The sequence below is a fragment of the Streptomyces sp. NPDC027185 genome (assembly GCF_055567035.1).
The window spans coordinates 477,542-502,705 of the sequence record NZ_JBVHRF010000006.1 but is presented as its reverse complement, the minus strand read 5'-3'; the positions used below and the strand labels follow the sequence as shown (position 1 = coordinate 502,705).

Annotated in this window: 28 protein-coding genes and 1 pseudogene; 20 read left to right on the top strand and 9 right to left on the bottom strand. The window is 71.8% G+C overall.

Annotated elements, in window-relative coordinates:
* Window positions 1–39 precede the first annotated feature (39 nt).
* Entirely contained in the window at window positions 40–168 is a 129-nt protein-coding gene (locus ACZ4M8_RS22300) for a hypothetical protein (RefSeq protein WP_399089006.1), read from the bottom strand.
* A gap of 123 nt (window positions 169–291) precedes the next feature.
* Here ACZ4M8_RS22300 and ACZ4M8_RS22295 point away from each other — a divergent pair, with 123 nt between their 5' ends.
* From ACZ4M8_RS22295 to ACZ4M8_RS22280, 4 genes are all read left to right on the top strand, one after another.
* On the top strand, window positions 292–750 hold the full coding sequence (locus ACZ4M8_RS22295) for an Lrp/AsnC family transcriptional regulator (RefSeq protein ID WP_467609858.1): 459 nt from the start codon (window positions 292–294) through the stop codon (window positions 748–750).
* 144 nt (window positions 751–894) lie between these two features.
* A complete protein-coding gene (gene mqnE / locus ACZ4M8_RS22290) occupies window positions 895–2,058 on the top strand; it encodes an aminofutalosine synthase MqnE (protein ID WP_030287665.1) in 1,164 nt (387 codons plus the stop codon).
* Window positions 2,059–2,229: 171 nt separating this feature from the next.
* Complete coding sequence (locus ACZ4M8_RS22285; protein ID WP_399089010.1) at window positions 2,230–2,520, top strand: DUF4229 domain-containing protein; 291 nt, start codon at window positions 2,230–2,232, stop codon at window positions 2,518–2,520.
* Window positions 2,521–2,933: 413 nt separating this feature from the next.
* Window positions 2,934–4,283, top strand: coding sequence for a dicarboxylate/amino acid:cation symporter (locus tag ACZ4M8_RS22280; RefSeq protein WP_467609856.1), 1,350 nt, complete (start codon window positions 2,934–2,936; stop codon window positions 4,281–4,283).
* A gap of 133 nt (window positions 4,284–4,416) precedes the next feature.
* Here ACZ4M8_RS22280 and ACZ4M8_RS22275 read toward each other — a convergent pair whose 3' ends face one another.
* Window positions 4,417–5,298, bottom strand: coding sequence for an alpha/beta fold hydrolase (locus ACZ4M8_RS22275; RefSeq protein WP_467609854.1), 882 nt, complete (start codon window positions 5,296–5,298; stop codon window positions 4,417–4,419).
* A 266-nt stretch (window positions 5,299–5,564) separates the two neighbouring features.
* On the opposite strand from ACZ4M8_RS22275, the gene ACZ4M8_RS22270 reads away from it, so the two are divergent.
* Both ACZ4M8_RS22270 and ACZ4M8_RS22265 read left to right on the top strand, forming a co-directional pair.
* Complete coding sequence (locus ACZ4M8_RS22270; protein WP_467610022.1) at window positions 5,565–6,218, top strand: TetR/AcrR family transcriptional regulator; 654 nt, start codon at window positions 5,565–5,567, stop codon at window positions 6,216–6,218.
* Between the two features lie 685 nt (window positions 6,219–6,903).
* Window positions 6,904–8,832 carry an AMP-dependent synthetase/ligase gene (locus ACZ4M8_RS22265; RefSeq protein ID WP_467610020.1) on the top strand — a complete coding sequence of 643 codons (1,929 nt, stop codon included), beginning with the start codon at window positions 6,904–6,906 and terminating at the stop codon, window positions 8,830–8,832.
* Window positions 8,833–9,331: 499 nt separating this feature from the next.
* On the opposite strand, the gene ACZ4M8_RS22260 is transcribed toward ACZ4M8_RS22265, so the two are convergent.
* Both ACZ4M8_RS22260 and ACZ4M8_RS22255 read right to left on the bottom strand, forming a co-directional pair.
* Window positions 9,332–9,703: an ATP-binding protein gene (locus ACZ4M8_RS22260; protein WP_467609852.1), complete on the bottom strand. Its 372-nt coding sequence runs from the start codon at window positions 9,701–9,703 to the stop codon at window positions 9,332–9,334.
* A complete protein-coding gene (locus ACZ4M8_RS22255; protein ID WP_399089020.1) occupies window positions 9,700–9,936 on the bottom strand; it encodes a hypothetical protein in 237 nt (78 codons plus the stop codon). Before ACZ4M8_RS22255 ends, ACZ4M8_RS22260 begins: the two co-directional genes overlap by 4 nt.
* A 111-nt stretch (window positions 9,937–10,047) precedes the next feature.
* Here ACZ4M8_RS22255 and ACZ4M8_RS22250 point away from each other — a divergent pair, with 111 nt between their 5' ends.
* The 7 genes and pseudogenes from ACZ4M8_RS22250 (at window position 10,048) to ACZ4M8_RS22220 (ending at window position 14,105) form a co-directional block, all read left to right on the top strand.
* On the top strand, window positions 10,048–10,902 hold the full coding sequence (locus tag ACZ4M8_RS22250; protein WP_467609850.1) for a helix-turn-helix domain-containing protein: 855 nt from the start codon (window positions 10,048–10,050) through the stop codon (window positions 10,900–10,902).
* Window positions 10,883–11,179 (top strand): DUF397 domain-containing protein, encoded by a 297-nt coding sequence (locus ACZ4M8_RS22245; RefSeq protein ID WP_467609849.1) that lies wholly within the window; start codon window positions 10,883–10,885, stop codon window positions 11,177–11,179. The genes ACZ4M8_RS22250 and ACZ4M8_RS22245 overlap by 20 nt, the downstream gene beginning before the upstream one ends.
* A 323-nt stretch (window positions 11,180–11,502) precedes the next feature.
* Window positions 11,503–12,030 (top strand): DUF6879 family protein, encoded by a 528-nt coding sequence (locus ACZ4M8_RS22240; protein WP_467609847.1) that lies wholly within the window; start codon window positions 11,503–11,505, stop codon window positions 12,028–12,030.
* Window positions 11,952–12,161 (top strand): annotated as a pseudogene (locus ACZ4M8_RS22235) (helix-turn-helix domain-containing protein); the annotation flags it as partial. The gene ACZ4M8_RS22240 and the pseudogene ACZ4M8_RS22235, both read left to right, overlap by 79 nt.
* 178 nt (window positions 12,162–12,339) lie before the next feature.
* Window positions 12,340–12,879, top strand: a complete 540-nt coding sequence (locus ACZ4M8_RS22230) for a DUF5753 domain-containing protein (RefSeq protein ID WP_467609845.1) — start codon at window positions 12,340–12,342, stop codon at window positions 12,877–12,879.
* A gap of 210 nt (window positions 12,880–13,089) precedes the next feature.
* Window positions 13,090–13,521, top strand: coding sequence for a hypothetical protein (locus ACZ4M8_RS22225; protein WP_467609844.1), 432 nt, complete (start codon window positions 13,090–13,092; stop codon window positions 13,519–13,521).
* 35 nt (window positions 13,522–13,556) lie between these two features.
* Window positions 13,557–14,105 carry a CchlQ gene (locus ACZ4M8_RS22220; RefSeq protein ID WP_467609842.1) on the top strand — a complete coding sequence of 183 codons (549 nt, stop codon included), beginning with the start codon at window positions 13,557–13,559 and terminating at the stop codon, window positions 14,103–14,105.
* A gap of 79 nt (window positions 14,106–14,184) precedes the next feature.
* Here the strand turns inward: ACZ4M8_RS22220 and ACZ4M8_RS22215 are convergent, their stop codons facing one another.
* A complete protein-coding gene (locus ACZ4M8_RS22215) occupies window positions 14,185–15,318 on the bottom strand; it encodes a questin oxidase family protein (protein ID WP_467609840.1) in 1,134 nt (377 codons plus the stop codon).
* 128 nt (window positions 15,319–15,446) lie between these two features.
* Between ACZ4M8_RS22215 and ACZ4M8_RS22210 the strand changes: the two genes are divergently transcribed.
* Window positions 15,447–15,941 carry a MarR family winged helix-turn-helix transcriptional regulator gene (locus tag ACZ4M8_RS22210; RefSeq protein ID WP_467609838.1) on the top strand — a complete coding sequence of 165 codons (495 nt, stop codon included), beginning with the start codon at window positions 15,447–15,449 and terminating at the stop codon, window positions 15,939–15,941.
* A 382-nt stretch (window positions 15,942–16,323) separates the two neighbouring features.
* Here the strand turns inward: ACZ4M8_RS22210 and lysA are convergent, their stop codons facing one another.
* Complete coding sequence (gene lysA, locus ACZ4M8_RS22205; protein WP_467609836.1) at window positions 16,324–17,658, bottom strand: diaminopimelate decarboxylase; 1,335 nt, start codon at window positions 17,656–17,658, stop codon at window positions 16,324–16,326.
* An 11-nt stretch (window positions 17,659–17,669) separates the two neighbouring features.
* A complete protein-coding gene (locus tag ACZ4M8_RS22200) occupies window positions 17,670–18,011 on the bottom strand; it encodes an SAV_915 family protein (RefSeq protein WP_467609834.1) in 342 nt (113 codons plus the stop codon).
* Window positions 18,012–18,257: 246 nt separating this feature from the next.
* On the opposite strand from ACZ4M8_RS22200, the gene ACZ4M8_RS22195 reads away from it, so the two are divergent.
* Complete coding sequence (locus ACZ4M8_RS22195; RefSeq protein WP_467609832.1) at window positions 18,258–18,479, top strand: superinfection immunity protein; 222 nt, start codon at window positions 18,258–18,260, stop codon at window positions 18,477–18,479.
* A 478-nt stretch (window positions 18,480–18,957) separates the two neighbouring features.
* Here the strand turns inward: ACZ4M8_RS22195 and ACZ4M8_RS22190 are convergent, their stop codons facing one another.
* On the bottom strand, window positions 18,958–19,161 hold the full coding sequence (locus ACZ4M8_RS22190; RefSeq protein WP_003984261.1) for a cold-shock protein: 204 nt from the start codon (window positions 19,159–19,161) through the stop codon (window positions 18,958–18,960).
* A 271-nt stretch (window positions 19,162–19,432) separates the two neighbouring features.
* On the opposite strand from ACZ4M8_RS22190, the gene ACZ4M8_RS22185 reads away from it, so the two are divergent.
* From ACZ4M8_RS22185 to ACZ4M8_RS22170, 4 genes are all read left to right on the top strand, one after another.
* Window positions 19,433–20,323, top strand: a complete 891-nt coding sequence (locus ACZ4M8_RS22185; RefSeq protein ID WP_467609831.1) for a menaquinone biosynthetic enzyme MqnA/MqnD family protein — start codon at window positions 19,433–19,435, stop codon at window positions 20,321–20,323.
* A gap of 203 nt (window positions 20,324–20,526) precedes the next feature.
* Window positions 20,527–21,726, top strand: a complete 1,200-nt coding sequence (mqnC, locus tag ACZ4M8_RS22180) for a cyclic dehypoxanthinyl futalosine synthase (protein WP_467609829.1) — start codon at window positions 20,527–20,529, stop codon at window positions 21,724–21,726.
* A gap of 6 nt (window positions 21,727–21,732) precedes the next feature.
* A complete protein-coding gene (locus ACZ4M8_RS22175; RefSeq protein WP_467609827.1) occupies window positions 21,733–22,332 on the top strand; it encodes a hypothetical protein in 600 nt (199 codons plus the stop codon).
* Between the two features lie 97 nt (window positions 22,333–22,429).
* Window positions 22,430–23,128, top strand: a complete 699-nt coding sequence (locus ACZ4M8_RS22170) for a demethylmenaquinone methyltransferase (RefSeq protein WP_450956490.1) — start codon at window positions 22,430–22,432, stop codon at window positions 23,126–23,128.
* Between the two features lie 50 nt (window positions 23,129–23,178).
* On the opposite strand, the gene ACZ4M8_RS22165 is transcribed toward ACZ4M8_RS22170, so the two are convergent.
* Window positions 23,179–23,697 (bottom strand): GNAT family N-acetyltransferase, encoded by a 519-nt coding sequence (locus ACZ4M8_RS22165; RefSeq protein WP_467609824.1) that lies wholly within the window; start codon window positions 23,695–23,697, stop codon window positions 23,179–23,181.
* A gap of 123 nt (window positions 23,698–23,820) precedes the next feature.
* On the opposite strand from ACZ4M8_RS22165, the gene ACZ4M8_RS22160 reads away from it, so the two are divergent.
* Window positions 23,821–25,140 (top strand): geranylgeranyl reductase family protein, encoded by a 1,320-nt coding sequence (locus ACZ4M8_RS22160; protein WP_467609822.1) that lies wholly within the window; start codon window positions 23,821–23,823, stop codon window positions 25,138–25,140.
* Window positions 25,141–25,164 lie beyond the last annotated feature (24 nt).

Genomic DNA, 25,164 nt, shown 5'->3' with positions numbered 1-25,164 from the left:
GCCGTGCCGTTCGGTGGCGCGGGGCCCGCGGTGCGCGGGTCAGCGCTTCTTGGCGGCGCGCTGCGTACGGCGCCGGGCCCGCGGGGCGGCGGGCTGGTGAGCACGGGAACGATTGGCCCGGTCCTGCAGCTCGCGCATGCGGGCGTAGGCCATCTCGATCGAGTACACGGTGACAACTCCTGTGAAGATCGTCCTTGATCGTTTGAGAGAATCGCAGGGCATCGGGCCCTGTATGCCTTAGATTCTACATGTAGAACTCGAAAATGCATAAAGATTGGAAGGCTAGAGTCCATGGACGCGGTGGATAGGCAGCTCATCCAGGCACTTCGCGAGAACGGGCGGGCCTCGTACGCGGAGCTGGGCCGGCTCGTCGGCCTCTCCGGGCCCAGCGTCACCGACCGCATCAACCGTCTGGAGGCGGCCGGGGTGATCACCGGCTACCGCGCGACGATCGACGCCAAGTCCCTCGGGCTCGGCGTCACCGCGCTGGTCGGCATCTCCCTGTCGGACGCCGCCGACCACGAGGACGTCGCCCAGCGGCTGCGCGACCTGGAGGAGATCGAGGACTGCTGGTTCATCGCCGGCGACGACTCCTACATGCTCAAGGTCCGCGTCGGCGACGTCGACGGCCTGGAGACCACGATCCGGCGGCTCTCCGGCACCAAGGGCGTCTCCCGCACGCGTACCACCATCGTGCTCTCCACCAAGTGGGAGAACCGCGTCGGCGAACTCCCCGAGGAGTCCGCGTAGCAGACCCGGGGCGGGCGGGGTGCCCTCAGGGGGCTCCGCCCTCCCCGCGGGCGGGGGAGTAGGCTCGGGCGGGTCCGTTCGCAGGGGCGGAACAGGACGGAATCGGACACGGCAGAGACTGGAGGCGACCGGATGGCTGCGTCGATGGATGCGGGCCTCAAGCGCGAGCTGGAGGCGAAGGTCCACGCCGGCGAGCGGCTGACCCGCGAGGACGGCATCGCCCTCTACGAGTCCGACGACCTGGCGTGGCTGGGCGGTCTCGCCCACGAGGTGCGCACCCGTAAGAACGGCGACGTCGTCCACTTCAACGTCAACCGTCACCTCAACATGACGAACGTGTGCACCGCGTCGTGCGCCTACTGCTCGTTCCAGCGCAAGCCGGGCGAGAAGGACGCGTACACCATGCGCATCGAGGAGGCCGTCCGCCTCGCCAAGGCGATGGAGAACGACAACCTCACCGAGCTGCACATCGTCAACGGGCTGCACCCGAACCTGCCGTGGCGCTACTACCCGCGCTCCCTCAGCGAGCTGAAGAAGGCGCTGCCGAACGTCTCGCTGAAGGCGTTCACCGCCACCGAGATCCACCACTTCGAGACCATCTCCGGGCTCTCCGCCTCCGAGATCCTCGACGAGCTGATCGAGGCGGGTCTGGAGTCGCTGACCGGCGGCGGCGCCGAGATCTTCGACTGGGAGGTCCGGCAGCACATCGTCGACCACCGCACCCACTGGGAGGACTGGTCGCGCATCCACCGCCTCGCGCACGAGAAGGGTCTGAAGACCCCGTGCACGATGCTCTACGGCCACATCGAGGAGCCGCGCCACCGCGTCGACCACGTCCTGCGGCTGCGTGAGCTCCAGGACGAGACCGGCGGCTTCCAGGTCTTCATCCCGCTGCGCTACCAGCACGACTTCGTCGACATGCAGGACGGCAAGGTCCGCAACAAGCTCCAGGCGCGCACGACGATGGCCACCGGCGCCGAGGCGCTGAAGACCTTCGCCGTCTCCCGGCTGCTCTTCGACAACGTCCCGCACGTCAAGTGCTTCTGGGTGATGCACGGCCTGCAGACCACGCAGCTCGCGCTCCAGCACGGCGCGGACGACATGGACGGCTCGGTCGTCGAGTACAAGATCACCCACGACGCGGACAACTACGGCACGCCCAACAAGCTGACCCGTGAGGACCTCCTCGACCTGATCCGCGACGCCGGCTTCCGCCCCGTCGAGCGCAACACCCGCTACGAGGCGATCCGCGAGTACCCGGGCCCGGACCCGGACCGCCGTGAGTCGCCGCAGGCGATGCGCGTCTGACGCGGTGCACCGACAGCGCCCCCCGGCTCCGGCCGGGGGGCGCTGCCGGTGGTCAGGGGCGTCCCTGTGCCGGCCGGGCAACGGCCGCCGGGGCCACGGAAGATCGCCCTCGGCGCTGTGCTTGACTGGTTGGCGACCCTTTGGTTGCCGTTGAGAAGAAGGTTCCGCACCGTGAGCAGCCCCAAGTACGCCACCCTCCGCTACACCGCGCTCCGCATCGGCCTCTTCCTCGCCTGCTTCGCGGTGGCCTGGGGGCTCGCCTGGCTCGGGGTCATCCCGCTCGCGATCAAGGGCTCCAACATGGTCTGGCTGCTGCTGGTCGCCATCGTGGTCTCCGCGCCGCTCAGCCTGGTGCTGCTGCGCAAGCAGCGGGACGCGATGTCCGTGCAGATCGTCGACAAGGTCGAGCGGCAGCGGGAGCGGCTGGCCGCCAACCGCAGCCAGGAGGACGGCCTCCTCTGAGCCGCCGGGCCGCGCCGCGGCCCGCCGCCGTGCCACCGCCGCCCGCCCCCGCGGTGTCGGACACCTCACATCCCTCTCCCGCCGTCCCGGACGCCCCGCCTCGGAATTTCCCTTCCGTGGCGGGGCGTTCGGCATGGATGGCCGGTTCCGCGGGCGAAAAGACCAAAGATTTCCTTTGGGTTCCCCAAAGCTTGAGTGTTAACGTAATCGCCATGAAGACAGCAATCGCGCACACGTTCCCGCCGGGCATCCGGCTTGTGGCGCGCCTGCACGTCGATCTTTGCCGCTGTGTCTCCGCGGCCTGTTGCCGTCGCTGAACCTGAGCGGCCGGAGATCCGCGTACGGACCTCCGGGCGGCCTGACGCCCCCCACCTTCACCTTCCCGACGCCTGACCTGTCCAGGAGTGTGTCCGTTGTCCACGTCCTCCGAGACCTCCGCATCCGCGGCCAAGTCCCGCATACCGAAGATCCCGTTCTGGGCCCAGATCCTGGGCGGTCTGGTCCTCGGCGTCCTGCTCGGCTGGGTCGCCAAGAGCGGTGATGTCGCCTGGCTGACCTCCACGCTGGAGCACATCGGTGACCTCTTCGTCCAGCTGCTGAAGCTCGCCGTCGCCCCGCTGGTCTTCTTCGCGATCCTGGTGTCGATCACCAACCTGCGGCAGGTCAACAACGCCGCCCGGCTGGCCACCCGCACCCTGCTGTGGTTCATGGTCACCTCGCTGATCGCCGTCGCCATCGGCCTCGCGATCGGCCTGCTGACCCACCCCGGCGCGGGCACCGGCCTGACGCCGAAGGACGGGCAGGCGCCCGAGCACGCCGGTTCCTGGATCGACTTCCTGACCGGCATCGTCCCCACCGACGTCATCACGCCCTTCACCGAGCTGAACGTCCTGCAGATCGTCTTCCTGGCCGCCGTCGCCGGTATCGCCGCCCTCCAGCTCGGCGAGAAGGCCGAACCGGTCCTGAAGATCAGCCGTTCCGCCCTGGAGCTGCTGCAGAAGGCCCTGTGGTGGGTCATCCGCCTCGCCCCGATCGGCACCGTCGGCCTCATCGGCCGCGCCATCGCGACGTACGGCTGGGACCTCATCGGCAAGTACGTGACGTTCACCGTCGACATCTACGTCGGCTGCGCCCTCGTGCTCTTCGGCGTCTACCCGCTGCTGCTGTCGACGGTCGCCAAGGTCAACCCGATCCAGTTCTTCAAGGGCGCCTGGCCCGCGATCCAGCTGGCCTTCGTCTCGCGCTCCTCGGTCGGCACGATGCCGGTCACCCAGAAGGTCACCGAGCGTCTGGGTGTGCCCAAGGAGTACGCGTCCTTCGCGGTGCCGTTCGGCTCGACGACCAAGATGGACGGCTGCGCCTCGATCTACCCGGCCATCGCCGCGATCTTCATCGCCCAGATCTTCGATGTGCCGCTGGGCATCGGTGACTACATCCTGATCGTGTTCGTCTCCGTCATCGGCTCGGCGGCGACCGCCGGTCTGACCGGCGCGACGGTCATGCTGACCCTGACGCTGTCCACCCTGGGCCTGCCCCTGGAGGGCGTCGGCCTGCTGGTGGCGATCGACCCGATCCTCGACATGATGCGCACCGCCACCAACGTCGCGGGCCAGTCGGCGGTCCCGATCATCGTCGCCGCCAAGGAGAAGATCCTCGACCGCGACGCCTACGCGACGGCCCACGGCAGCACGCTGGAGGCGGACGCGGAGAGCGCCGCCGCCGAGCAGGTCGCCCCGGTGCCCGCCGCGGCGGCGGCGAGCTGACCCCGCGCGGGCCGTCCGTCCCCCGGCCCGCGCGCGAACGGCGCCCCCGGAACCCCACGGTTCCGGGGGCGCCGTCGTCGTACGGGCCCGGCGGCCGGCCGGCGTCCGCGATTCCGTCGGCGCCGGGGGCTGCTCAGCCCCTTTCCGCGGCGGCCGTGTGCGCCAGGATCGCCGCGGCGAGCGGGCCCTGGACGGCCGGCGGCAGGGCGTGGCCCATGCCCGGGATCTCCGTGGTGCGGACGGCGCCCAGGCACTGCGCGAGGTGGTGCGGGTGCGGCGGCGGGAACACCGGCTCGGCGGGGGCCACGACGACCTGCACCGGAACGCGGTTGGCGGCCAACTCGGCGGTGCGCAGCAGCCCGTCGGGGTCGGCGCGGGAGTGTGCGCTCGGCGGGGTGTGCGTCCCGGTGTGTGTGATGATCCGCCGCTCCAGCTCCCGGTACCAGGCCGCGTCGAACGGCAGCTGCCCGCCGGCGAGGAGCCGCCAGTGTTCGGTACGCCGGTCCAGTTCGGCCTCCTCGCCCCGGTCCTCGACCGGCCGTGCCCAGAACTCCAGGACCTCCGGTGCGATGCCCGGCAGTTCGTCGGCGGGCACCTCGGTGCCGTCCGGCGCGGTGTACGGGCGGGTGCTGAGCGCGTTGGTGCCCATCAGGGTGGCGGAGCGGACCCGGTCGGGGTGGTCGGCGAGGACGAGTTGGCTCAGCATGCCGCCGAGGGAGAGTCCGACGAGGTGGGCGCTGCCGATGCCCAGCCCGTCGAGGACCGCGACGACGTCCTCGGCGAGGGTGGTGACCGGATAGGGATCGGTGTCGAACGCCCAGGTGGAGCGGCCGGTGTCGCGGTGGTCGTAGCGGATCACGCGGTGCTGGACGGCGAGCGCGTCGACGAACTCCTCCGGCCAGCCGATGCCGGATGCCTGCGCGCCCATGACCAGCAGCAGCGGGGGTGCGTCGGCCGGTCCGCGCTGTTCGGTCCACAGGCGGATGCCGGGGGCGGCTTCGACGTACTGCTGCATGGGGGACCTCCGGGGTCGGATACGGGGCGCGGGCGGTGCCGGGCGGGCCGGTGTGTCGGCGTACGGCGGAACCGCACCGCGAAACGAGACGTTCCGTCTCGTTATGGCGAGACGCATCGTCTCGCCACATGGGGGGTGCCGTCAAGGGAAGGGGGGTGCGAGCCGAAGATCGTAAACTTCGGTGCGGTCGAGGGTGGGACGGAAGGGCGTTCGGCGTGGGTGCGGTGAAGGGCAAGCGGGTGCCGCGTGCGGTCCGCGAACAGCAGATGTTGGACGCGGCGGTGATCACCTTCGCCCGGCACGGCTACCGCGCCGCCTCGATGGACGGCGTCGCCGAACTGGCCGGGGTCTCCAAACCGCTCGTCTACCTCTATCTGCACTCCAAGGAAGAGCTGTTCAGCGCCGTCATCCGCCGGGAGGCCGCGGCGCTGACGGCGGCGGTGACGGCGGCGGTGGAGCCGGACGCGCCCGCCGACCGGCAGCTGTGGAGCGGACTGACCGGCTTCTTCGCCTACACCGCCGCGCACCCCGACAGCTGGGCGGTGCTGCACCAGCAGGCGCGGACGCAGGGCGAGCCGTTCGCCCGCGAGGTGGCGGCGATGCGCGCCGGACTGGTCGACTTCGTCGCCGGTCTGATCGCCGCCGCGACCCGCGAGGCGGGCTGCGCCACCGGACCGGCCGGCCACGAGGTGGCGGGCCTCGCCCATGCCCTGGTCGGCGCGGCCGAATCGCTCGCCGAATGGGCCAACGTCCGCCCCGGGGGAGAGGGTTCGGCGCCGGGTGCCGCGTCCGACCCGCAGGAGGCGGCCGAGCGTACGGCCGCCACGTTGATGGACTTCGCCTGGACGGGGATGGGGCGGCTGATGGCCGGAGAGCGCTGGGAGCGGCGGCCGGGGGCGGCCGGGGAGCGCCGCCCGTGAGGGGTGTCCCGGGGGGCGGGTTCCGCTCCGGGCCCAAGATCGAGTAACTGCCGGGGGGCGGGGCTTTTCCGCAGGTCGGGGGTGCGGCGCGGGGTGGGTGACGCCCCGCTCCGGCGCGGGGTGCGTCCGTGCTGCGTCCCGGCTCCGCCGTGCCGCGCTCCCGGTTGCGCCGTGGCTCGCTCCGGCTCTGCTGGACCCGTTCCGGCTCCGCCGTACCGCTCCCGGCTCCGCCGTGCCGCACTCCCGGCTCCGCCGTGCCGCTCCCGGCTCCGCCGTGCCGCACTCCCGGCTCCGCCGTGCCGCGCTCCGACTCCGCCGGGCGGACGGCGGGTTGGCGCCGTGCCGTCCGTGAATCCGTGCCACGAAGGCGGTCACCGGGCATTGGCCCCCGCGTCGCCCTCGCGTAAATTTACCCGGAAGTAAGGTTACCGGCGGGTCGGGTCGGCTGCTGGTCGCCCGCCGCCCGGTGGCCTCGCTCTGCCCTCAACACCCTGGAAAAGAAAGGGAGTTGGCAAACCGGCCGCGCGCCCCCACGCGTTCCCGTGCACCCCGCCCGCCCCGTACCGCTCCGCCCCGCTCCCCTCCCCACGTAGCGCACCCGTCCACGTTCCGCGTACGCGGCGTGGCCGCCGCCCGTCGGCCGTACGTGGCCGACGGCGACTCCACCACCGACGAGGAGCCGCTCGTGTCCCGCCAGGACTCCGCCCCGCCCCCGTACCCGCCCGCCGGTTCCGCGACGGCCCACGGCGGCGCCGTCCGGGAGGCGGCGACGCCCCCGCTGGCGCCGCCGCTCCTCCACGGCTCGCTGGGGGACCTGTCGTTCGTCAACGCCGACCGGGCGCCCGGAGCCGTCGCACTGGCCCGGCGGCAGGCCGACGGCGGCTGGCGCGACATGACCTGCGCGGCCTTCGCCGACGAGGTCCGGGCCGTCGCCAAGGGCCTGATCGCCCACGGACTGCGCCGTGGCGACCGGCTCGCCCTGATGGCCCGCACCACGTACGAGTGGACCCTCATCGACTGTGCCGCCTGGGCCGCCGGACTGATCACCGTCCCCGTGCACCCCACGGCCTCCGCCCCTCAGACGGCCTGGATCCTGCACGACTCCGGGGCCGCCGCCTGCGTCGTGGAGAGCGTCACGGAGACCCGGCTGGTCACCGGGGTGCGCGGCGGACTGCCCGGACTCGTCCACCTCTGGCAGTTCGACACCGGCGCCCTCGCCCAACTCACCGCCGCCGGACGGGAGGTGCCCGACGCGGCGGTGGACGAACGGCGCGCCGCCACCGGCCCGTCCGACCTCGCCACGCTCCTCTACACCTCCGGCACCACCGGCCACCCCAAGGGCTGCGCGCTCACCCACGGCGCCCTCCACGCCGGCATCGACAACACGGCGGCGCTGCTCCGCCCCGCCCTCACCCCGGACGACGAGGGCCCCGCGGCCACCCTCCTCTTCCTCCCCCTCTCCCACGTCTTCGGCCGGATGGCCGCCCTCACCTGCCTGCGCGCCGGGGTACGCCTCGGCCACGCTCCCGGCGTGGCGACCGGCGACCTCCTCGACGGTCTGGCGTCCTTCCGCCCGACCTTCCTCCTGACCATCCCGTACGTCCTGGAGAAGCTGTTCCGCTCCGGCCGGGCCACCGCCGATGAGGCGGGCCGCGCCGCCGTCTTCGACCGCGCGGCCCGTATCGCCCGCGCCTACGGGAAGGCCACCGCGGCCCGCGACCACGGCGGCGGAAAGGGCCCGGGGGCCGGTTTGAAGGCGGCCCGCCGTCTCTACGATCCGCTGGTCTACCGGCCGGTCCGCGAGGCGCTGGGCGGCCGGGTCCGGCAGGTGTTCTGCGGCGGCTCCCCGCTCGACCGCCGCCTCGCGGGCTTCTACGCCGGCGCCGGTATCGACGTCTTCGAGGGCTACGGCCTGGCGGAGACCTGCGGCGCCGCGACCGTCACCCCGCCGTCCCGGCCCCGGCCGGGCACCGTCGGCCGGCCGCTGCCCGGCGCGGCGGTACGGATCGCGGACGACGGTGAGGTGCTGCTGAGCGGCGGGCAGCTCTTCGCCGGTTACTGGGACGCGGCCCGCGCCACGGCGGTGCCCGCGACCACCGGCGGCTGGTTCGCCACCGGTGACGTCGGCGCCCTCGACGCGGACGGATACCTCACCCTCACCGGCCGCAAGGACGAGCTGATCGTGACCAGCGGCGGCCGGAAGATCGCCCCCGGCCTGCTGGAGGACCGTCTGCGCGCCCACCCGCTGATCGCCCACTGCCTGGTCACCGGCGACAACCGTCCCTACCTCACCGCCCTGCTCACCCTCGACCCCGACGCCCTCGCCCACTGGCGCCGCACCGCCCGCAAACCGGACGCCCCGCTCGCCCGCCTCGTCGGCGACCCGGACCTCCGTGCCGCCCTCCAACGCGCCGTCGACGACGCCAACCGCCTCGTCTCCCGCCCCGAATCCATCCGCCGCTTCGCCGTCCTCCCCACGGAATTCACCGAACGCTCCGGCCATCTGACCCCGTCCCTGAAACTCCGCCGCACGGCCGTGACCAGCGACTTCGCGGAGTGGATCGAGGGGCTGTACGCGAGTGGGGGCGGTGGCGGAGGTGCGGGGGTGAGGTGACGCGCCGCGTCGCGGGTGGCGCGTCACCCGCGACGCGGCTGCGGCGGCCGTCGCCCGCTGCGGCTCCGTTCGGTGGGCGCGGTGCGGTCCCGTACGGCCCGGGTGCGCCCCGTACGCGTGGATCGGGCGGCCCGTGTGAGCCGCCCGGAGTGACCCACGTGACCTGACTCCCGCGTAAGAAACCCGGCGCCCCCTATGGAGCCATCCCGCGCGGCACGTCAGACTGGAACCCCCGTGTCACCTCTGTGGGGGAGGTGGCACGGGGATTTCCGCGTACGGGGGAGGGCGGGGCGAGCGCCGCGGTGGGGCGAGCCCCGGGCGGAGGCGGAGAGCCGGCGCCGGGCCCGGGTCAGGCACCCTGGAATTCAGGGAAACCCCGGGGACCCTCCCGCCGTACCCCACCCCCTCACCGGGTAGGGGCAGAACCGGGGGCCCACTCACCCCCTACGGGACATCCCCCACCCGCCCCCGGGCCCCGCCCGAACTTCCCCCCGGCGCCTCACTCCCGCAGCAGCTCGCACCACACGGTCTTGCTCCCGTGGCCGCGCCGCACTCCCCAGCGCAACGCCACCGCCTCCAGCAGCGCCAGCCCGCGCCCGCCCTCCTCGTCCCGGCACGCGGTCCGCCGTACGGGTAGCGCGAACGGCTCCGGATCGGTCACCGCCAGCCACGTCCGCCCGTCGCCCCCGCCTGTGACCTGCACCGTCACCGGCGCCCCCGACCCGACATGCCGGATCACATTGCTCAGCAGCTCACTGGCGCACAGCTGCGCGTCCCCGCACCCGTCCCCCAGATGCCTCCGCAACTCCCGCCGTACGGTGCGGACCGCGCCCGGCACGGCCAGCAGCTCCAGCAACAGCGTCGCCCTCACCGCACCGCGGCCTTGAACAGTGCCCCCGCCAGCCGCAGCGCGGTCGTGCCGTTGCACCGCCCCAGCGCGACCAACGGCATGTGCCGCGTCCCCGCGAACGCCACCAGGTCCACGTCGAGCGAAGGCAACGTGATCCCGTTCGCCCGCAACGCGTCCCGCAACGTCGCGCAGCAACCGTCGACGTCATCGGGGGACGGGAAGTCCTCGGGAAGCGGTGAGAGGTGATCGGTCATGACATACGCCCTTCCGTGCGCTGTGTGACGAAGCCCTCACAGCGTGGGGTCACCGGGCGTAGCGTGGGAAGGGATTTCGGCCCCACTGCGAGAACCGTGGAACGGTGAACCATGCCTGCGCCCAAGGAGATTGACGGATCCGTCAGCGTCCCCGCCTTCTACGGCAAGGAGCTGCGCTGGAAGCGCGAAGAGGCGGGCCTGACGCTCGCCGAAACCGCCGAGGGGAGTTTCTTCAGCCCGACCTACCTGAGCGAGATCGAACGCGGCACCCGCCGCATGCCACTGGATTTGGCCCGCCATGTTGACCGCGTCCTGGGCACCGACTTCTTCGAGCGCCGCTGCGAGGACGTACGTAAGGCCAAGCAGGGCGCGCACGCGGCGTACTTCGCGCCGATCGCGGAGTCGGAGAAGCGGGCGCGGACGATTGAGGAGTGGAACAACGCCGTCATCCCCGGATTGCTCCAGACCGAGGTGTACGCCCGCGCTGTCATCCAGTCCACTCATCCACTTGACCTGCCGGAAGAGGTGGATGCGAAGGTGGAGGCTCGAATGCAGCGGGCCTGTCTCTTCGACACCCGGAAGCGGCCGGAGTACTGGGTGGTGTTGCACGAAGCCCTGGTGCGCGGCCCCGGTCTGCTGATTCCTCCGGCAGAGATGGCCAAGCAGCTGGACGAAATCGCAGAGCTGGCGCGGTCGCGTCGAGTCGTGACGCAGGTCCTGCCGTGGAACCTCGCGACCGGTCCGCTTGTGTCGTTGGCGCTCACGTTCATGGAGTTCGACGACGAGCCTCCGACGATGTACACGGAAGGGCCGTACCACGGCCAGACTGTGGACGATCCGGCGCTCGTGAAGCAGTACCACAAGGCATACGATCGGCTCAGGGCCGCCGCTCTGTCTCCGGAAGCGTCCCTCTCCCTGATCACCGAAGCCGCTGAGGACTACCGAAATGGCACACACCGCACCTGACTTGAGCGCAGCAGTCTGGCGGAAGAGCACCTACAGCAACGGTGACGGCGGCAACTGCATCGAGGTGGCGGAGGGGTTCCTCGGTGCCGCCCGCTGGCGGAAGAGCAGCTACAGCAACGGCGACGGCGGCCACTGCATGGAGATCGCCGACAACCTCCCCGGCATCGTCCCCGTCCGCGACTCCAAGGCGGCGCCGGGTGGACCGGCCCTCGTTGTTCCGGCGGGGGCCTGGCACCGGTTCGTCACGGCGGTGAAGGGCGAGGAGTTCGCCGCGTAGGGACAAGGGCCGGGAAATTCACCGAATTCTGATCTCCCCGGTCGGTTTCCTGTTCTCTCAACTGAGCTTGCTTGACCCTGCTGTTGGCCTTACGCGAGGATCCGTGGAGACATCAACGGAGGGTGGGGGATAGGTGAAGCTCAAGCAGCTTGCCAGTAGCTGTGAAGACGGGCCGTGCCCGACGGTATGGGCTGTTGAGGGGACGCGGGACATTCTCGTTCAGGGATTCACAGTTGATGACGCCGAGGCGTTGGCTGCCATGCAGCTCCCGAGCACCGAGACTGCCGTATGCATCCCTGTGGATTTGCCGAGGAAGGTTGCGCGTGACCATCTCAACTGAGGAATTTGGGAATCTCTTCGACACGTTCGAGCGCGAGGCATTCCGTCTGGAGACGCTCGACGACTACGGTCAGTCCGGTGGCGTGGACGCCTACCAAGATTTCCTTTCGGGGAAACCGCGGCCAGAAGGCTACGATTCGGCGCCCTGGGTGCAGAAGGTACGCAAGGCCACTCAGGCGGGAAAGCGGATGTACCGCGTGCACATCCTCTCCCGGCCGCTGACGAAGTACCTTCAGTACGAACTCTCCTGGGGGTATCGGCGGAACATGACGGCGGGCGAGGAGTTCTTCATCCTCGATACCACCGAGCAGGAGAACCCGTTGCCGGACGTCCCGGATTTCTGGATGTTCGACGAGCGGTCCGTGGCCCGCATGAACTATGACGGCGCCGGGAAATTCCTCGGCGCCGTCCAGCCGGACGGTGACCCGGCACGGTGGACGGAATACCGGGACGTGGCCCTGCGGCACGCCGTCCCGTTCGCCGAGTGGTGGGACCGGCACGGAACGGAGTGAACGGACCGGACATCGGCAAGGCGCTACGGGAACTACGCGAGGCCGACGACGTGCAGGCCAAAGTGGTTGCCCGTGGCGCCGCCATGTCTCCGAGCAAGCTCAGCAAGATCGAGAACGGGGCGCTGGCGCCGAGCGTCATCGACGTGGACCGCATCTTGACGGTTCTCGACGTCCCCGACGACGTGAAATCCCGGCTTTCCGAGGCGGCGCGCCGAACGGCTACCGAGGTCACGGCATGGCGGATATACCGCCGGGCCGGATTGCCACAAACACCAAGAAGATATCCGTGCTGTAGAGGCGCAGACCGCATTGCTCCGCGTCTTTCAGCCTTCCTGCATTCCGGGACTGCTGCAATCGCCGGAATATGTCCGGCGGCTCCAGCAGCGCCGGAATCCTACCGAAGATGCGTTGGAGAAAATGGTCGGCGCCAGACTGCGCCGCCAGGAGATCCTCTACGACCGTGAGCGGTCTTTCCGGTTCCTCGTCACGGAATCCGTGCTGCGGTGGCGGCTGGTGCCCGCCGCGATGATGGCCGCCCAGCTCGACAAATTGATTACCGTGTCACGTCTGCCGAACGTTTTCCTCGGCGTGGTGCCGCTGGCCGCCCAGATGCTCGATCTCCCCTCGTCCTCCTTCGTGATGTTCGATAATCGTCTCGTGATCGTCGAGATTCCGCATGCCGAGATCACCACCAGCGAACTCCGGGACGTGGAGGTGTACGCGGCGAAGTTCGCGGGGTTCGAGAACGTGGCCCTTTCTGGTGGTGCGATGCGGGAGTTCATCGCCCGTATCCGCGACGACTTCTTGAGCGAACAGGAAAGCGGCGCCGGCGGCGTCGAATCCGGGTGACGATGGACCGGAAAATCTCGTCATCCGAGGAATGAGGAAGGTGCATGACGGTGTCGCGGAATGAGGATCTTTACGTACTGCCGCTCGACGGGGTGGAATTCCGGGCGGCGTGCGGTGGCAACACGCACCCGGACGGGGAGTCCTGCGTGACCCTCGCCCGTATCGGTCCCGGCGTGTGGGCGATGGGGGTTCCGGCGCCCGCCGCCCCCGATGGAGCCGGTCGCGACCTGTCCGCCCGATGTGGTCGAGCGCTACCGGCGGGCGGCGGCGGAGTGGCGTACCGGTGAGATGCCGCCGATCGAGGTGGCGCTCTGGCTGACGAAACCGGCCGGGCAGGTACGGGGCACCTGGGGCGATCCGGCCGGGGCGGCGGACTGGCTGGCCGGGCAACTCGCCTCGTACGCACCGCGGTTCGCCTCGGTGCGGGAGCGGGACGGGGAGCGGCTGGCGCGATGGGCGGGCGCCGCGGCCGACCGGCTCGGGCGGGGGCTGGACGTGGTGCACGGGGTGTATCTGGGACGCCCGCTGTTCCTGACGTTGGGGGTGGTGACGTGCTCACCGAACCGGGCGCGGGGCGATCTGCCCTGCCCGTTGCAGCGCCCTGCCGGTGCTGTCCTTTCCGGTCCGGTTGCCGCTCAGTAGATTCGGCCCCACATTCGATCATCACGGGGGACGGTATGGACTGGGGGACGCTCGCGGGGGCGGTCAGCGGTGGGGCGTTGGCGATGGCGGGGACGGTGCTCGCCGACCGGTTGCGGCATCGGTACGAGGCGGACCGGGGGACGGGGGAGCGGCGCCGGGCGGTGTATCTGGAGTTCATCACGGCGGCGGAGGCGTGCCATGCGCGGTTGCGGGCGATAGCCGAGGATCCGGCGGCCCAGGCGGATCCGGAGGCGGCCGCGCGGGCGGCGTTGAGCGAAGCGGGGATCTACGAGGCGCGGGAGCGGCTGTTCCTCGACGCGACCACCGGGGTGGCCGGTGCCGGGCAGGCGATGTTCGAGCGGCTGCGTGCGGTGCAGCGCGCGGTGGCGGGCGGCGCCGCGCTGACCTCGGCCGCCTTCCACGACGCGTACCACCCGTACATCGAGGCGGTGTGGGCCTACCGCGTCGCGGTGCGCGCGGAGTTGGAGGGTCAGCACCTCGTGCCGGCGGATTTCGGATGGGGCCGGTGGGACGGTACGGACCGGTGCGCGCGGTGCCAGGAGGCGGCCGTGGCGCAGGTGTGAGGGGGCGGGCTCTCCTGGAATTCCGCCTCGGGCGGCCCGGCGGACGGGCCGCCGGGCCTTCCGTCCCGGACGGCCCGGTTCAGACGGCCCGGCGGGACACCGCGCCGACCCCGCCGCCCGCGTCGAGACGGGGGATGCGCTGCTGGGCGGCGTGCGCGGCGGCCCGGTAGCGGGGGTCGGGGCGGAGGGCGTACTCGCGCAGGCAGGCTTCGGTGAACTTGATGACGTGCTCGTCGCCGTGGTCGGCGGCGCGGGCGGCCTGGTCGGCGAGGGACGGCAGGTCGCAGACCTCGTCGCGCCAGGCGTCGCTGCCCTCGCCGCGCCGGTCGGTGGTGAACGCGAGCAGCAGCGCGGAGTGCACCTGCCAGAGCCGGGCCAGCGTCGGTTCGTACAACTCGTGGGGGAGGTGGGGCAGGACGAGGCGGGCGGCGGCGGGGGCGGTGACGCCGTGGACGAGGGGCACCGGTGCGACCTCGGGGTGGCCGAGGTAGACGTCGGTGAACTGGAGGGTCATGTCGCCGAGCAGGCGGGGCGCGTGTTCGGGGGCGAGGCGCGTCAGGCTCTCGTGGTAGCCGGGGTGGTCGGTGAGGGCGTCGAGGCGGTGGCGGACCGCGCCCGGGGTGAGGCCGCCGTCCTGCGGGTCGCGGGCGAGCGCGGCGACGGCGGACGGGAGGGTGAGGGTGCCGTCGAGGCCCGGCACGCCGGGGAGTTCGGTGTAGCGGGCGGCCCAGTAGGCGAGGCCGCGGGCGAGTTCGGTGAGCTGGAGCCCGGTGGCGTCGGCGCCGGCCGCGTGCAGGCCGCGGACGGCGTGGGCGGTGCGGATCAGACCGTGGGTCAGACCGGCGAACAGGCCGGGGAGCAGCCGCGGCCACCAGCGGACGAGGACGTCGCGCCAGGGGGCGTCGGCGAGTTCCCGGGTGAAGAGGGCTTCCCAGTCGCCGGCCCGGTCGAAGGCGCCGAGGGCGGGGCGCCAGGACGACGGGTCGGCGGGGTCGAGGGGGAAGCGGGCGGCGGGCGGGGCGTGGTGGTCGAGGGCGTCGCGGTAGCGGCCGACCCAGCGGGCGACCTCGTCCTCGTGGCCGAGTGCGGCCAGCGCCTCGGCACCCATGGGGCCGTGGCTGGCGAGGTCGACGCCGTGGCCGCGTTCGTAGCCGAGGTCGTCCATCCGTTCCAGGGCGTCGTTGAGGGCGTCGCGGTAGGCGGTCGGCGGCATGTGCTCTCCCCGTTCGGCTCGGTGCGGTCCGGTCCTGGGCGGTCCGGGCCGGTGGTCCGGGTGTCGGTCCCGTCGGATACTTCGGCTTGCCAAACAGTTTGGCTTTCCGAACCATCTAGACTCGCAGTATGCCCCACACGCCCGAACCCGGGAAGGCCCCCCGGGTGCCGACCCCCGCGGAACTCGAAGTCATCGGCCTCGTACCGCTGTTGGAACCGTTCTTCCGGGTCGGCGCGGTACGCGCCCAGATGCCGGAGAAGATGCGGACGGCGATGGAGGAGAACGGACTGACCGCCCGGCACGGCGCGGTCCTGCCGCAGCTGCTGTCCGGCGGCCCGCTGACCGTCGGCGAGATCGCCCGGCGGCTGCACATCTCCCTGCCCACCGCCAGCGAACTGGTCGGCGCCCTCAACCGCGCCGGTATGGTCACCCGGACCGAGGACCCGGCCAACCGCCGACGCGTCCTCGTCGCCCTCGCCGACGCCTACCGCCCCGCCCTCGAAACGTTCGTCGCCCAGCGCTCCGAAACCCTCCTGCGCGCCCTCGACGCCCTCACCCCCGAAGAACGCGCCGGCTTCCTGGCAGGACTGACGGGATGGGTACGGGAGATCGGGAAGAACTGAGGAGGTCGGGTCGGGGCCGGGAGCCGGGTCCGGGATGTGTCCGGCGCTGGGCTCCCGGGGCTGGAAACCCAGGGAGAAATCAGGGGCCGTCCCGCCGTACCCCCACCGCCCGCCGGGCAGGGATCAGCCAGGGGGCCCACCCGTCCCCTACGGGACATCCCGCACCCCCGCCCCGTCCTCCGCCCGCCCCCGTAGGGGAGCGGAAACATCTCCCCTACGGGAAGGGCCCCGGCCACACCCTGAGCGGAAGCGACCGCCAGGCCCCGTCCGGGGCGCGACCGCCCAAGTCCCGTAGGGGGAGAGGGGGCACTCCACCTGGTCATGTCCCGTACGGAAGAGGGGCAGCACTCCACCCGGTCATGTCCCGTACGGGGACCCCCGGCTACACCCCCACATCCCGCCGCTGGATGTCCTGAAGGTTTTCGCGGCGGACGAGCAGCCGGGCCTCGCCGTCGCGGACGGCGGCCACCGGGGGGCGTCCCACCAGGTTGTATCCGGAGGCCATGGACAGCTGGTAGGCGCCGGCGACGGGGACGGCCAGCAGGTCGCCGGGGCGGATGTCGTCGGGGAGCGGGACGTCGGCGGCGAGGATGTCGCCCGCCTCGCAGTGCCGTCCGACGACGGTGGTGGGCCGGACGTCGGCGCTCGCGCGGCGGCCGACCAGGCGCGGGGCGTAGCGGACGCCGTACAGGGCGGGGCGCGGGTTGTCGCTCATACCGCCGTCGACGGCGACGAAGGTCCGGCCGCCGGTGTCCTTGACGGCGAGGACGCGGTAGAGCGCGACGCCGGCGGGCCCGGCGACGGCCCGGCCCGGTTCGATGAGCAGGCGGGGCACGGTCAGTCCGGCGACCGCGCAGCTCTCGACGAGTTCGGCGCGCAGCCGCCGGGCCAGGGTGGTCAGGTCGAGGGCCGGATCGCCGGGGCGGTAGGCGATGCCGTGGCCGCCGCCCATGTCCAGCTCCGGCAGGGTCACGCCGTGCGCGTCGCGGACCCGGGCCATCAGGCCGACGGTGCGGCGCAGCGCCGCGAGGTACGGCCGGACGGTGGTGATCTGCGAGCCGAGGTGGCAGTGGAGGCCGGTCAGTTCGAGCTGCGGCTGGCCGAGGACGCGGGCGATGGCGTGCTGGGCGGAGCCGTCGGTGAGGGAGAGGCCGAACTTCTGGCCGTCGGTGCCGGTCCGGATCTTCTCGTGGCCGCCGGCGGAGATGCCGGGGACGACCCGCACCATGACTTTCTGATGGCCGCTCGGCCCGACGAGGGCGGCGAGGCGGGCGATCTCCGAGGGGCTGTCGATGACGATCCGGCCGACGCCGAGCCGCAGCGCGCTGTCGAGGTCGCGGGGGGATTTGGCGTTGCCGTGCAGCACGATACGGCGCGGGTCGAAGCCGGCGGCGACGGCGAGTTCCAGCTCACCGGCGGAGCAGACGTCGAGGCCGAGCCCTTCCTCGTCGATCCAGCGGACCATGGCGCGGCAGAGGAACGCCTTGGCGGCGTAGTGGACACCGGCTTCGGGGAACGCGTCGCGGTAGGTGCGGCAGCGGGCCCGGACCTCGTCCTCGTCGAGGAGGTAGAGGGGGGTGGCGAAGCGGCGGGCCGCCTCGGTGAGCGGGACGCCGCCGACCGCGAGGTCGCCGTCGGGCAGGCGGGTGGTGGAGGACGGCCAGACGGACAGGTCGTCGGCGTCCTCGGGGAGGCGGGGGAGGACCGCGGTGGTCATGGCGGCGCCTCTCAGACGGTCCGGGCGGGCTGCGGCGGGATGGCCGCGCGGGCCGGCGGCGCGGTGACGCGGGGTGCGGTGAACGTCGGGTCGACGGTCAGCAGGGGCGCGTCCAGCGGGGCGGTGAGGGTGCGCAGCGCGGTTTCGGAGAGCCGTATCCAGGGCTGTCCGGCGCCGAGGGTGGCGGTCAGCCGGTCGGGGCGGGTGAAGCCGACGGCGGTGCGGGCGCCGAGCGGGGTGCGGAACAGGCGGATCGCGGTTCCGGTCCGGCCCGGCCGGACGGGGACGCAGAGCAGTCCGGCCGGGGCCGGTTCGGGGGGCTCGGCGTCGTCGTCGTAGGAGTGCAGGCACATGCGTCGGTCCTCCGGGAAGTCGGGGCCCCGGACGCGGGGAGGCCGCCGGGGCGCACCGAACGTATCCCCGCCGGTGACGGCCGGCGGGCCTGTCCTGACGGGTCTTTGACGGCGGGCGGCCCGGCCCTTGCGGATCACTGACGGTGGGTCGGGAGGCGGCGAGCGGCCCGGAAGAGGGTGTTAACACCGGCCGGGTACGGTGTGCTCACGTCAAGCGCTGATGAACGACCCGGAAGTGTGGTGCAGGTGTTCGACCTCAAGTCTTTGGCCCCCGTGGCGGCCGTGGCGCTCGCGGCGGTGGTCCTGGTGATCTACTTCATCCCCACGTATGTCGCGTTCCGCCGCAAGGTGGAGGTCCGCTGGGTGGTCCTGGCGATCAACGTGTTCCTCGGCGGCTCGCTCGTGGGCTGGGTGATCGCCCTCGTGCTGGCGACGCGGAAGCCGGCCGGTCTTCAGCAGACGGCGTAGCGGCGTGAGCGGGCCCCGGCCCGGGGCGTGCGGGCCCGAGGGCTCCGTCCCGGGGGCGTCCGGCCCGTGCCGCCGGGCCCGCGGAATCATGACGGAACCCTGACAGAAAGCTCCGGAAGAACCTCGCCCAAGGGGCCTCCCGGAGGATTCCGCGGAACGGGGAACGGGCCCGGGGAACTCGCGGGAATTCCGGTGAACACACTCCTCGACTGACCTGGGAGTCAGGAAATCGTGGCGCTCATCCGGTGCCGCAGATCCGTTTCCGCGGCCGTTTCCCCTGAAGTTTTCGTCCGGTACATGCCCGGTTTGCGCGGCGTATGCCGGTGCTTCGGTACGGGGAATCGGAAAATCGGTTGCGGCCGGTGGAAAAACCGAAAAAAGCAGGAGCCCCGCTCGCCGCCGAAGTGGCGGAGCGGGACTCCTTGGGTACTGCTCTTGAGAACTCCTGCAATGGCCGTTACCGGCCGTCCCCAGGTGCTCAGACCGGGGTGACGTTCTCCGCCTGCGGGCCCTTCGGGCCCTGCGTGACGTCGAAGTTCACCTGCTGGTTCTCCTCCAGGGAGCGGAAGCCAGAGGCGTTGATCGCGGAGTAGTGGACGAAGACATCCGGGCCGCCGCCGTCCTGGGCGATGAAGCCGAAGCCCTTTTCAGCGTTGAACCACTTGACGGTTCCGGTAGCCATAAGCCCTCCTTGGGCCAAAGGGTTGCCCTGCTCCAGAACCTGCAAACAAGTCTGAAAACGACGAAAGCCTGCGGGTTACATGCTCCGCAGGCTCTGTACTGCAAGGGAAACCAAACTGCAACTTGCGCTGAGCGTAGCATGGTGCGCTCGTGCGGTGGAAGAGCCAAAGATCACGTTTACCCGAAGGGGTCAGAGTCATGCGTGTGCGGCACGGGGAGCCATATGCGCCCCCGCCGTGCCGGTTCCCGACCCGCGGGTCTAGCCTCCGCATGTGGACAATTCAACCTTTGGTGACGCTCCCGCCGATGCCGCTGCCGACGCCCGTCGCAGCCGGCCGCGGGTGGGCCACATCCAGTTCCTGAACTGCCTGCCCCTTTATTGGGGCCTCGCCCGTACGGGCACGCTGCTCGATCTGGAGCTGACCAAGGACACCCCGGAGAAGCTCAGCGAGCAGCTGGTCCGCGGGGAGCTGGACATCGCCCCGGTCACGCTCGTGGAGTTCCTGCGCGCCGCCGACGACCTCGTGGCCTTCCCCGACCTCGCGGTCGGCTGCGACGGCCCGGTGATGTCCTGCGTGATCGTCTCCCAGAAGCCGCTGGAGCAGCTGGACGGCGCCCGGGTGGCCCTCGGGTCGACGTCGCGTACCTCGGTGCGGCTGGCGCAGCTGCTGCTCGCCGAGCGGATCGGCGTCAAGCCGGACTACTTCACCTGCCCGCCGGACCTGGGTCTGATGATGCAGGAGGCGGACGCCGCCGTCCTGATCGGGGACGCCGCGCTCCGCGCCAACCTCCACGACGGGCCCCGGCTCGGCCTCCAGGTCCACGACCTGGGGCAGATGTGGAAGGAGTGGACGGGCCTGCCGTTCGTCTTCGCGGTCTGGGCGACCCGCCGCGAGTACCTCGCGCGCGAGCCGCGGGTGGTGGAGAAGGTCCACGAGGCGTTCCTCGCCTCCCGGGACCTGTCGCTGGAGGAGGTCACCAAGGTCGCCGAGCAGGCCGCCCGCTGGGAGTCCTTCGACGAGACGGTGCTGGAGAAGTACTTCACGACGCTGGACTTCCGGTTCGGCCCGGACCAGCTGCGCGGCGTCACGGAGTTCGCCCGCCGGGTGGGACCGACCACCGGTTTCCCCGCCGATGTGACGGTGGACCTCCTGGGGCGCTGACCGGCCGGGCCACCGGCGCGCGCCGCACCTCCCCGCGCCCCGGACGTCACCGGGCACGCCCCTGACGTCCGGCCCGGTGCCGGTACGCGTGCCACGGCCCGGTCCGCCTCCCGCCCGGTCCCGGCGGGAGGCCCCGGGGCGGCCCGGAGTGGCTGGCGTAGGCTGGGCCGGTCCGTCAATACCCCTCCGAAAGGGACGCTCCGGTGACCGAGAACGCCGACCTCCAGTCCGTACTCGACCGCGCCGCCGGGGGCGGCCGTATCACGCCGGAGGAGGCGCTCGACCTCTACCGTTCCGCGCCGCTGCACGCCCTCGGGCGCGCCGCCGACGCCGTGCGCCGCCGCCGCTACGCCGGCACCGAGCACATCGCGACGTACATCATCGAGCGGAACATCAACTACACCAACGTCTGCGTGACGGCCTGCAAGTTCTGCGCGTTCTACGCGGCGCCGAAGGACACGGAGAAGGGCTGGAGCCGGGACCTCGACGACATCCTGCGCCGCTGCGCGGAGACCGTCGAGCTGGGCGGCACCCAGATCATGTTCCAGGGCGGCCACCACCCGGACTACGGCGTCGAGTACTACGAGGAGCACTTCTCCGCGATCAAGAAGGCGTTCCCGCAGCTGGTGATCCACTCGCTCGGCGCGTCCGAGATCGAGCACATGGCGCGGATCTCGAAGGTGTCGGCCGAGGAAGCGATCCGGCGGATCCACGCCGCCGGGCTCGACTCGTTCGCCGGCGCCGGTGCCGAGCTGCTGCCGGAGCGGCCCCGTAAGGCCATCGCGCCGCTGAAGGAGTCCGGCGAGCGCTGGCTGGAGATCATGGAGATCGCCCACAACCTCGGTGTGGAGTCCACCTCCACGATGCTGATGGGCACCGGCGAGACCAACGCCGAGCGGATCGAGCACCTGCGGATGATCCGGGACGTGCAGGACCGTACGGGCGGCTTCCGCGCCTTCATCCCGTACACCTACCAGCCGGAGAACAACCACCTGAAGGGCCGGACGCAGGCGACGCTCTTCGAGTACCTGCGGATGATCGCCATCGCGCGGATCTTCCTCGACAACGTCGCGCACATCCAGGGTTCCTGGCTGACCACCGGCAAGGAGGTCGGTCAGCTGTCGCTGCACTACGGTGCCGACGACCTCGGTTCGATCATGCTGGAGGAGAACGTCGTCTCCTCCGCCGGTGCCAAGCACCGCTCCAACCGCCAGGAGATCATCGACCTGATCCGCAAGGCCGGTCGCGTCCCGGCGCAGCGCGCCACCACGTACGAGCACCTCGTCGTCCACGACGACCCGGCGAACGACCCGGTCGACGAGCGCGTCGTCTCCCACATCTCGTCCACGGCGATCGAGGGCGGGACGGCGCACCCCGAGCTGAAGCTCATCGACGCGGGCTGAGCCGCGGTGCTGACCCTTCACGTCGCCGAGTCCTCCCCGGACACCGCGGTCCTCGTCGAGGGCGCGTCGCTCGCCGCCGTCGGCCCGTACGAGGAGCTGGCCGCCGCCCGCCCCGGTGCGCGGGTGCGGCGGTGGCCCGGCGTCCTCACCCCGGGACTGCTCAACCCGTACGGGCCGGAGCTGCTGGAGGACGCCTACCACCCGGATCCGCGCGAGGCGGCGGAGTTCGGCACCGCCCCGGTCACCGGCGAGCGCGCGCAGGAGATCTTCCGGGCCGACCCCGCGCGGCGCGGCGCGAGCGCCCGGCGCGGGATCCAGCGGCTGCTGGCGCACGGCACGGTCGCCGTCGCCGGGGAGCTGCGCCACCGGGCGGTCGTGGACGCGGTGCGCCGCGCCGGGCTCGCGGTCGGGCAGCGCCCGCCGAACCTGCCGGGCCCGCCGTCCTTCTCACCGTCCCCGCTCGTCCTGCTGCCGCCGCCGGCGGCGGGCGGGCCCGCCCGGTTCGCCGTGTTCGACGTGCCGGACCGGGCCGCCCTCGTCCGGCTCGGGGCCGCCACCTGCGTCGCCACCGTCATCGGCGGGCATCTGGTCCACCGCCGCCGCTGAGGGCCGCCGCCCGCCGCGTCGCCCGTCCCCGGCGTCCCTTCCGTCCCGGTGCGTGCCCGGTGCCGGGTGCGCCGGGGCGACGGTGGACAATGGCCGGGTGACCCGAGCATCCCTGGACAAGCAGCCGCACGAAGTCGCCGCGATGTTCGACGACGTGGCGGCGCGCTACGACCTCACCAACGACGTGCTCTCCCTGGGGCAGGCCCGGCTGTGGCGCAAGGAGGTGGACCGGGCGGTCGCCGCGCGGCCCGCCGAGCGCATCCTCGACCTCGCCGCCGGGACGGGGACGTCCTCGCTGCCTTTCGCCCGCACCGGCGCCCACGTCGTGCCGTGCGACTTCTCCGTGGGCATGCTCCGCGAGGGCAAGAAGCGCCACCCGTGGCTGCCGTTCACCGCCGGTGACGGCACGAAGCTGCCCTTCGCGGACGAGGTGTTCGACGCCGTCACCATCTCCTTCGGCCTGCGCAACATCCAGGACACCGACGCCGCCCTCGCCGAGCTGTACCGCGTCACCAAGCCCGGTGGCCGCGTGGTGATCTGCGAGTTCAGTGAGCCGGTGTGGGGCCCGTTCCGCACCGTCTACACCGAGTACCTGATGCGGGCGCTGCCGCCGGTCGCCCGCGCGGTCAGCAGCAACCCGGACGCGTACGTCTACCTCGCCGAGTCGATCCGCAGCTGGCCCAACCAGCCCGCGCTCGCCGCCCGGCTCCAGGGTGTCGGCTGGTCGAAGGTGGCGTGGCGCAACCTCACCGGCGGCATCGTCGCCCTGCACCGCGGCGTCCGCCCCGCGCACTGACGCCGGGCGGCCGGGACGGCGCACCGCCCCGGCCGCTCACCGGCGCGGTCTCAGAGCGCCAGCCGGTAGCAGTACGCCGTGACGCCCGGCTTCTCGTACGTCTCCGCGCGCCGCATGCCGAGCCGTTCGGCGACCGCGATCGACCGGGCGTTTCGGGAGTTGATCATCGCGACGACCTCGGGGACCCCGGCCGCCCGGACGTCGTCCAGCGCCGCGCGGGCCGCGGCCGTCGCGTAGCCCTTGCCCCAGTGGCCGCGCGCCAGCCGCCAGCCGATCTCGATCTCGCCGACCGGGCCCCACGATTCGTGCGGCCACGGCTGGGCGCCGGTGAAGCCGAGGACGGTGCCGTCCGGGTCGAGCAGGGTGTAGAGGCAGTAGCCGCGTTCGGCGTGGTGGCGGCGCTGCCGGGCGGTCAGCTCCTCGTAGGCCGACAGTTCGTACGGGGCGCCGCCGTGGAACTCCATGACGTCGGGGTGGGCGAAGGCGTGGTGCCAGTTCCACGCGTCCTCCTCGGTGGGCACCCGCAGTGCGACGGCGCAGGGCGCGCCGTCCGTGGTCGTCTTCGTCATCGGCTTCACGGGCCAACCCTTCAGGTTCTGATCACCAAGGCCCCCATAGACTGCCCGTGCCCGGTGCCGTTCGGCACCTCGGATATGCAGAAATCCAGATATCGACTTCCCTGGAGAGGCCCCGTGACCGAGTCCGCGCCCGTGACCGAGTCCGCGCCCGCCGCCGAGCGGCGCTCTGAGCACAGCGCGGATGTGATCGTCGTCGGCGCCGGTCCGGCCGGCTCCGCGACCGCCTACCACCTCGCCCAGGCCGGGCTCGACGTCCTCCTGCTGGAGAAGACGGCGTTCCCCCGCGAGAAGGTCTGCGGTGACGGTCTGACGCCGCGCGCCGTCAAGCAGCTCGTCGCGATGGGCATCGACATCTCCGAGGAGGCGGGCTGGCTGCGCAACAAGGGACTGCGCATCATCGGCGGCGGCTCCCGCCTCCAGCTCGACTGGCCCGACCTCGCCTCCTTCCCCGACTACGGACTCGTCCGCAAGCGCGACGACTTCGACGAACAGCTCGCCCGCCAGGCGCAGAAGGCCGGCGCCCGGCTGTACGAGCGCTGCAACGTCGGCGCCCCGATCGTCCACGAACTGACCGGCCGGATCACCGGCGTCCACGCCAAGCTCGGCGAGGAGAAGACGCCGGTCACCTTCCACGCGCCGCTGGTCGTCGCCGCCGACGGCAACTCCACCCGCCTCTCCGTCGCGATGGGCCTGCACCGCCGTGAGGACCGCCCGATGGGCGTCGCGGTCCGTACGTACTTCACCTCGCCGCGCCACGACGACGACTACCTGGAGTCCTGGCTGGAGCTGTGGGACCGCCGCGGCGCCCAGGACCGGCTGCTGCCCGGCTACGGCTGGATCTTCGGCATGGGCGACGGCACCAGCAACGTCGGCCTGGGCATCCTCAACTCCTCCTCCGCCTTCAAGGAGCTGGACTGGCGCGAGATCCTCAAGGCGTGGTGCGCCTCCATGCCCGAGGAGTGGGGCTACACCCCCGAGAACATGACGACGACGATCCGCGGCGCGGCGCTGCCGATGGCCTTCAACCGCCAGCCGCACTACACCCGCGGCCTGCTGCTGGTCGGCGACGCGGGCGGGCTGGTCAACCCGTTCAACGGCGAGGGCATCGCGTACGCCATGGAGTCCGGCGCGCTGGCCGCCGAGGTCATCGTGCAGGCCCACGCCCGCGCCACCTACCTCCAGCGCGAACGCGCCCTGGAGCGCTACCCGAAGGTCCTCAAGGAGACCTACGGCGGCTACTACTCGATGGGCCGCGCGTTCGTGAAGCTCATCGGCAACCCCAAGGTCATGCAGATCGCCACCCAGCGCGGCCTGACCCACCCGCTGCTGATGCGCTTCACCCTCAAGATGCTCGCCAACCTCACCGACCCGACGGGCGGCGACGCGATGGACCGCATCATCAACGGGCTGAGCAAGGTCGCGCCGAAGGCGTGATCCGCCGGGACGACCCCGGCCACG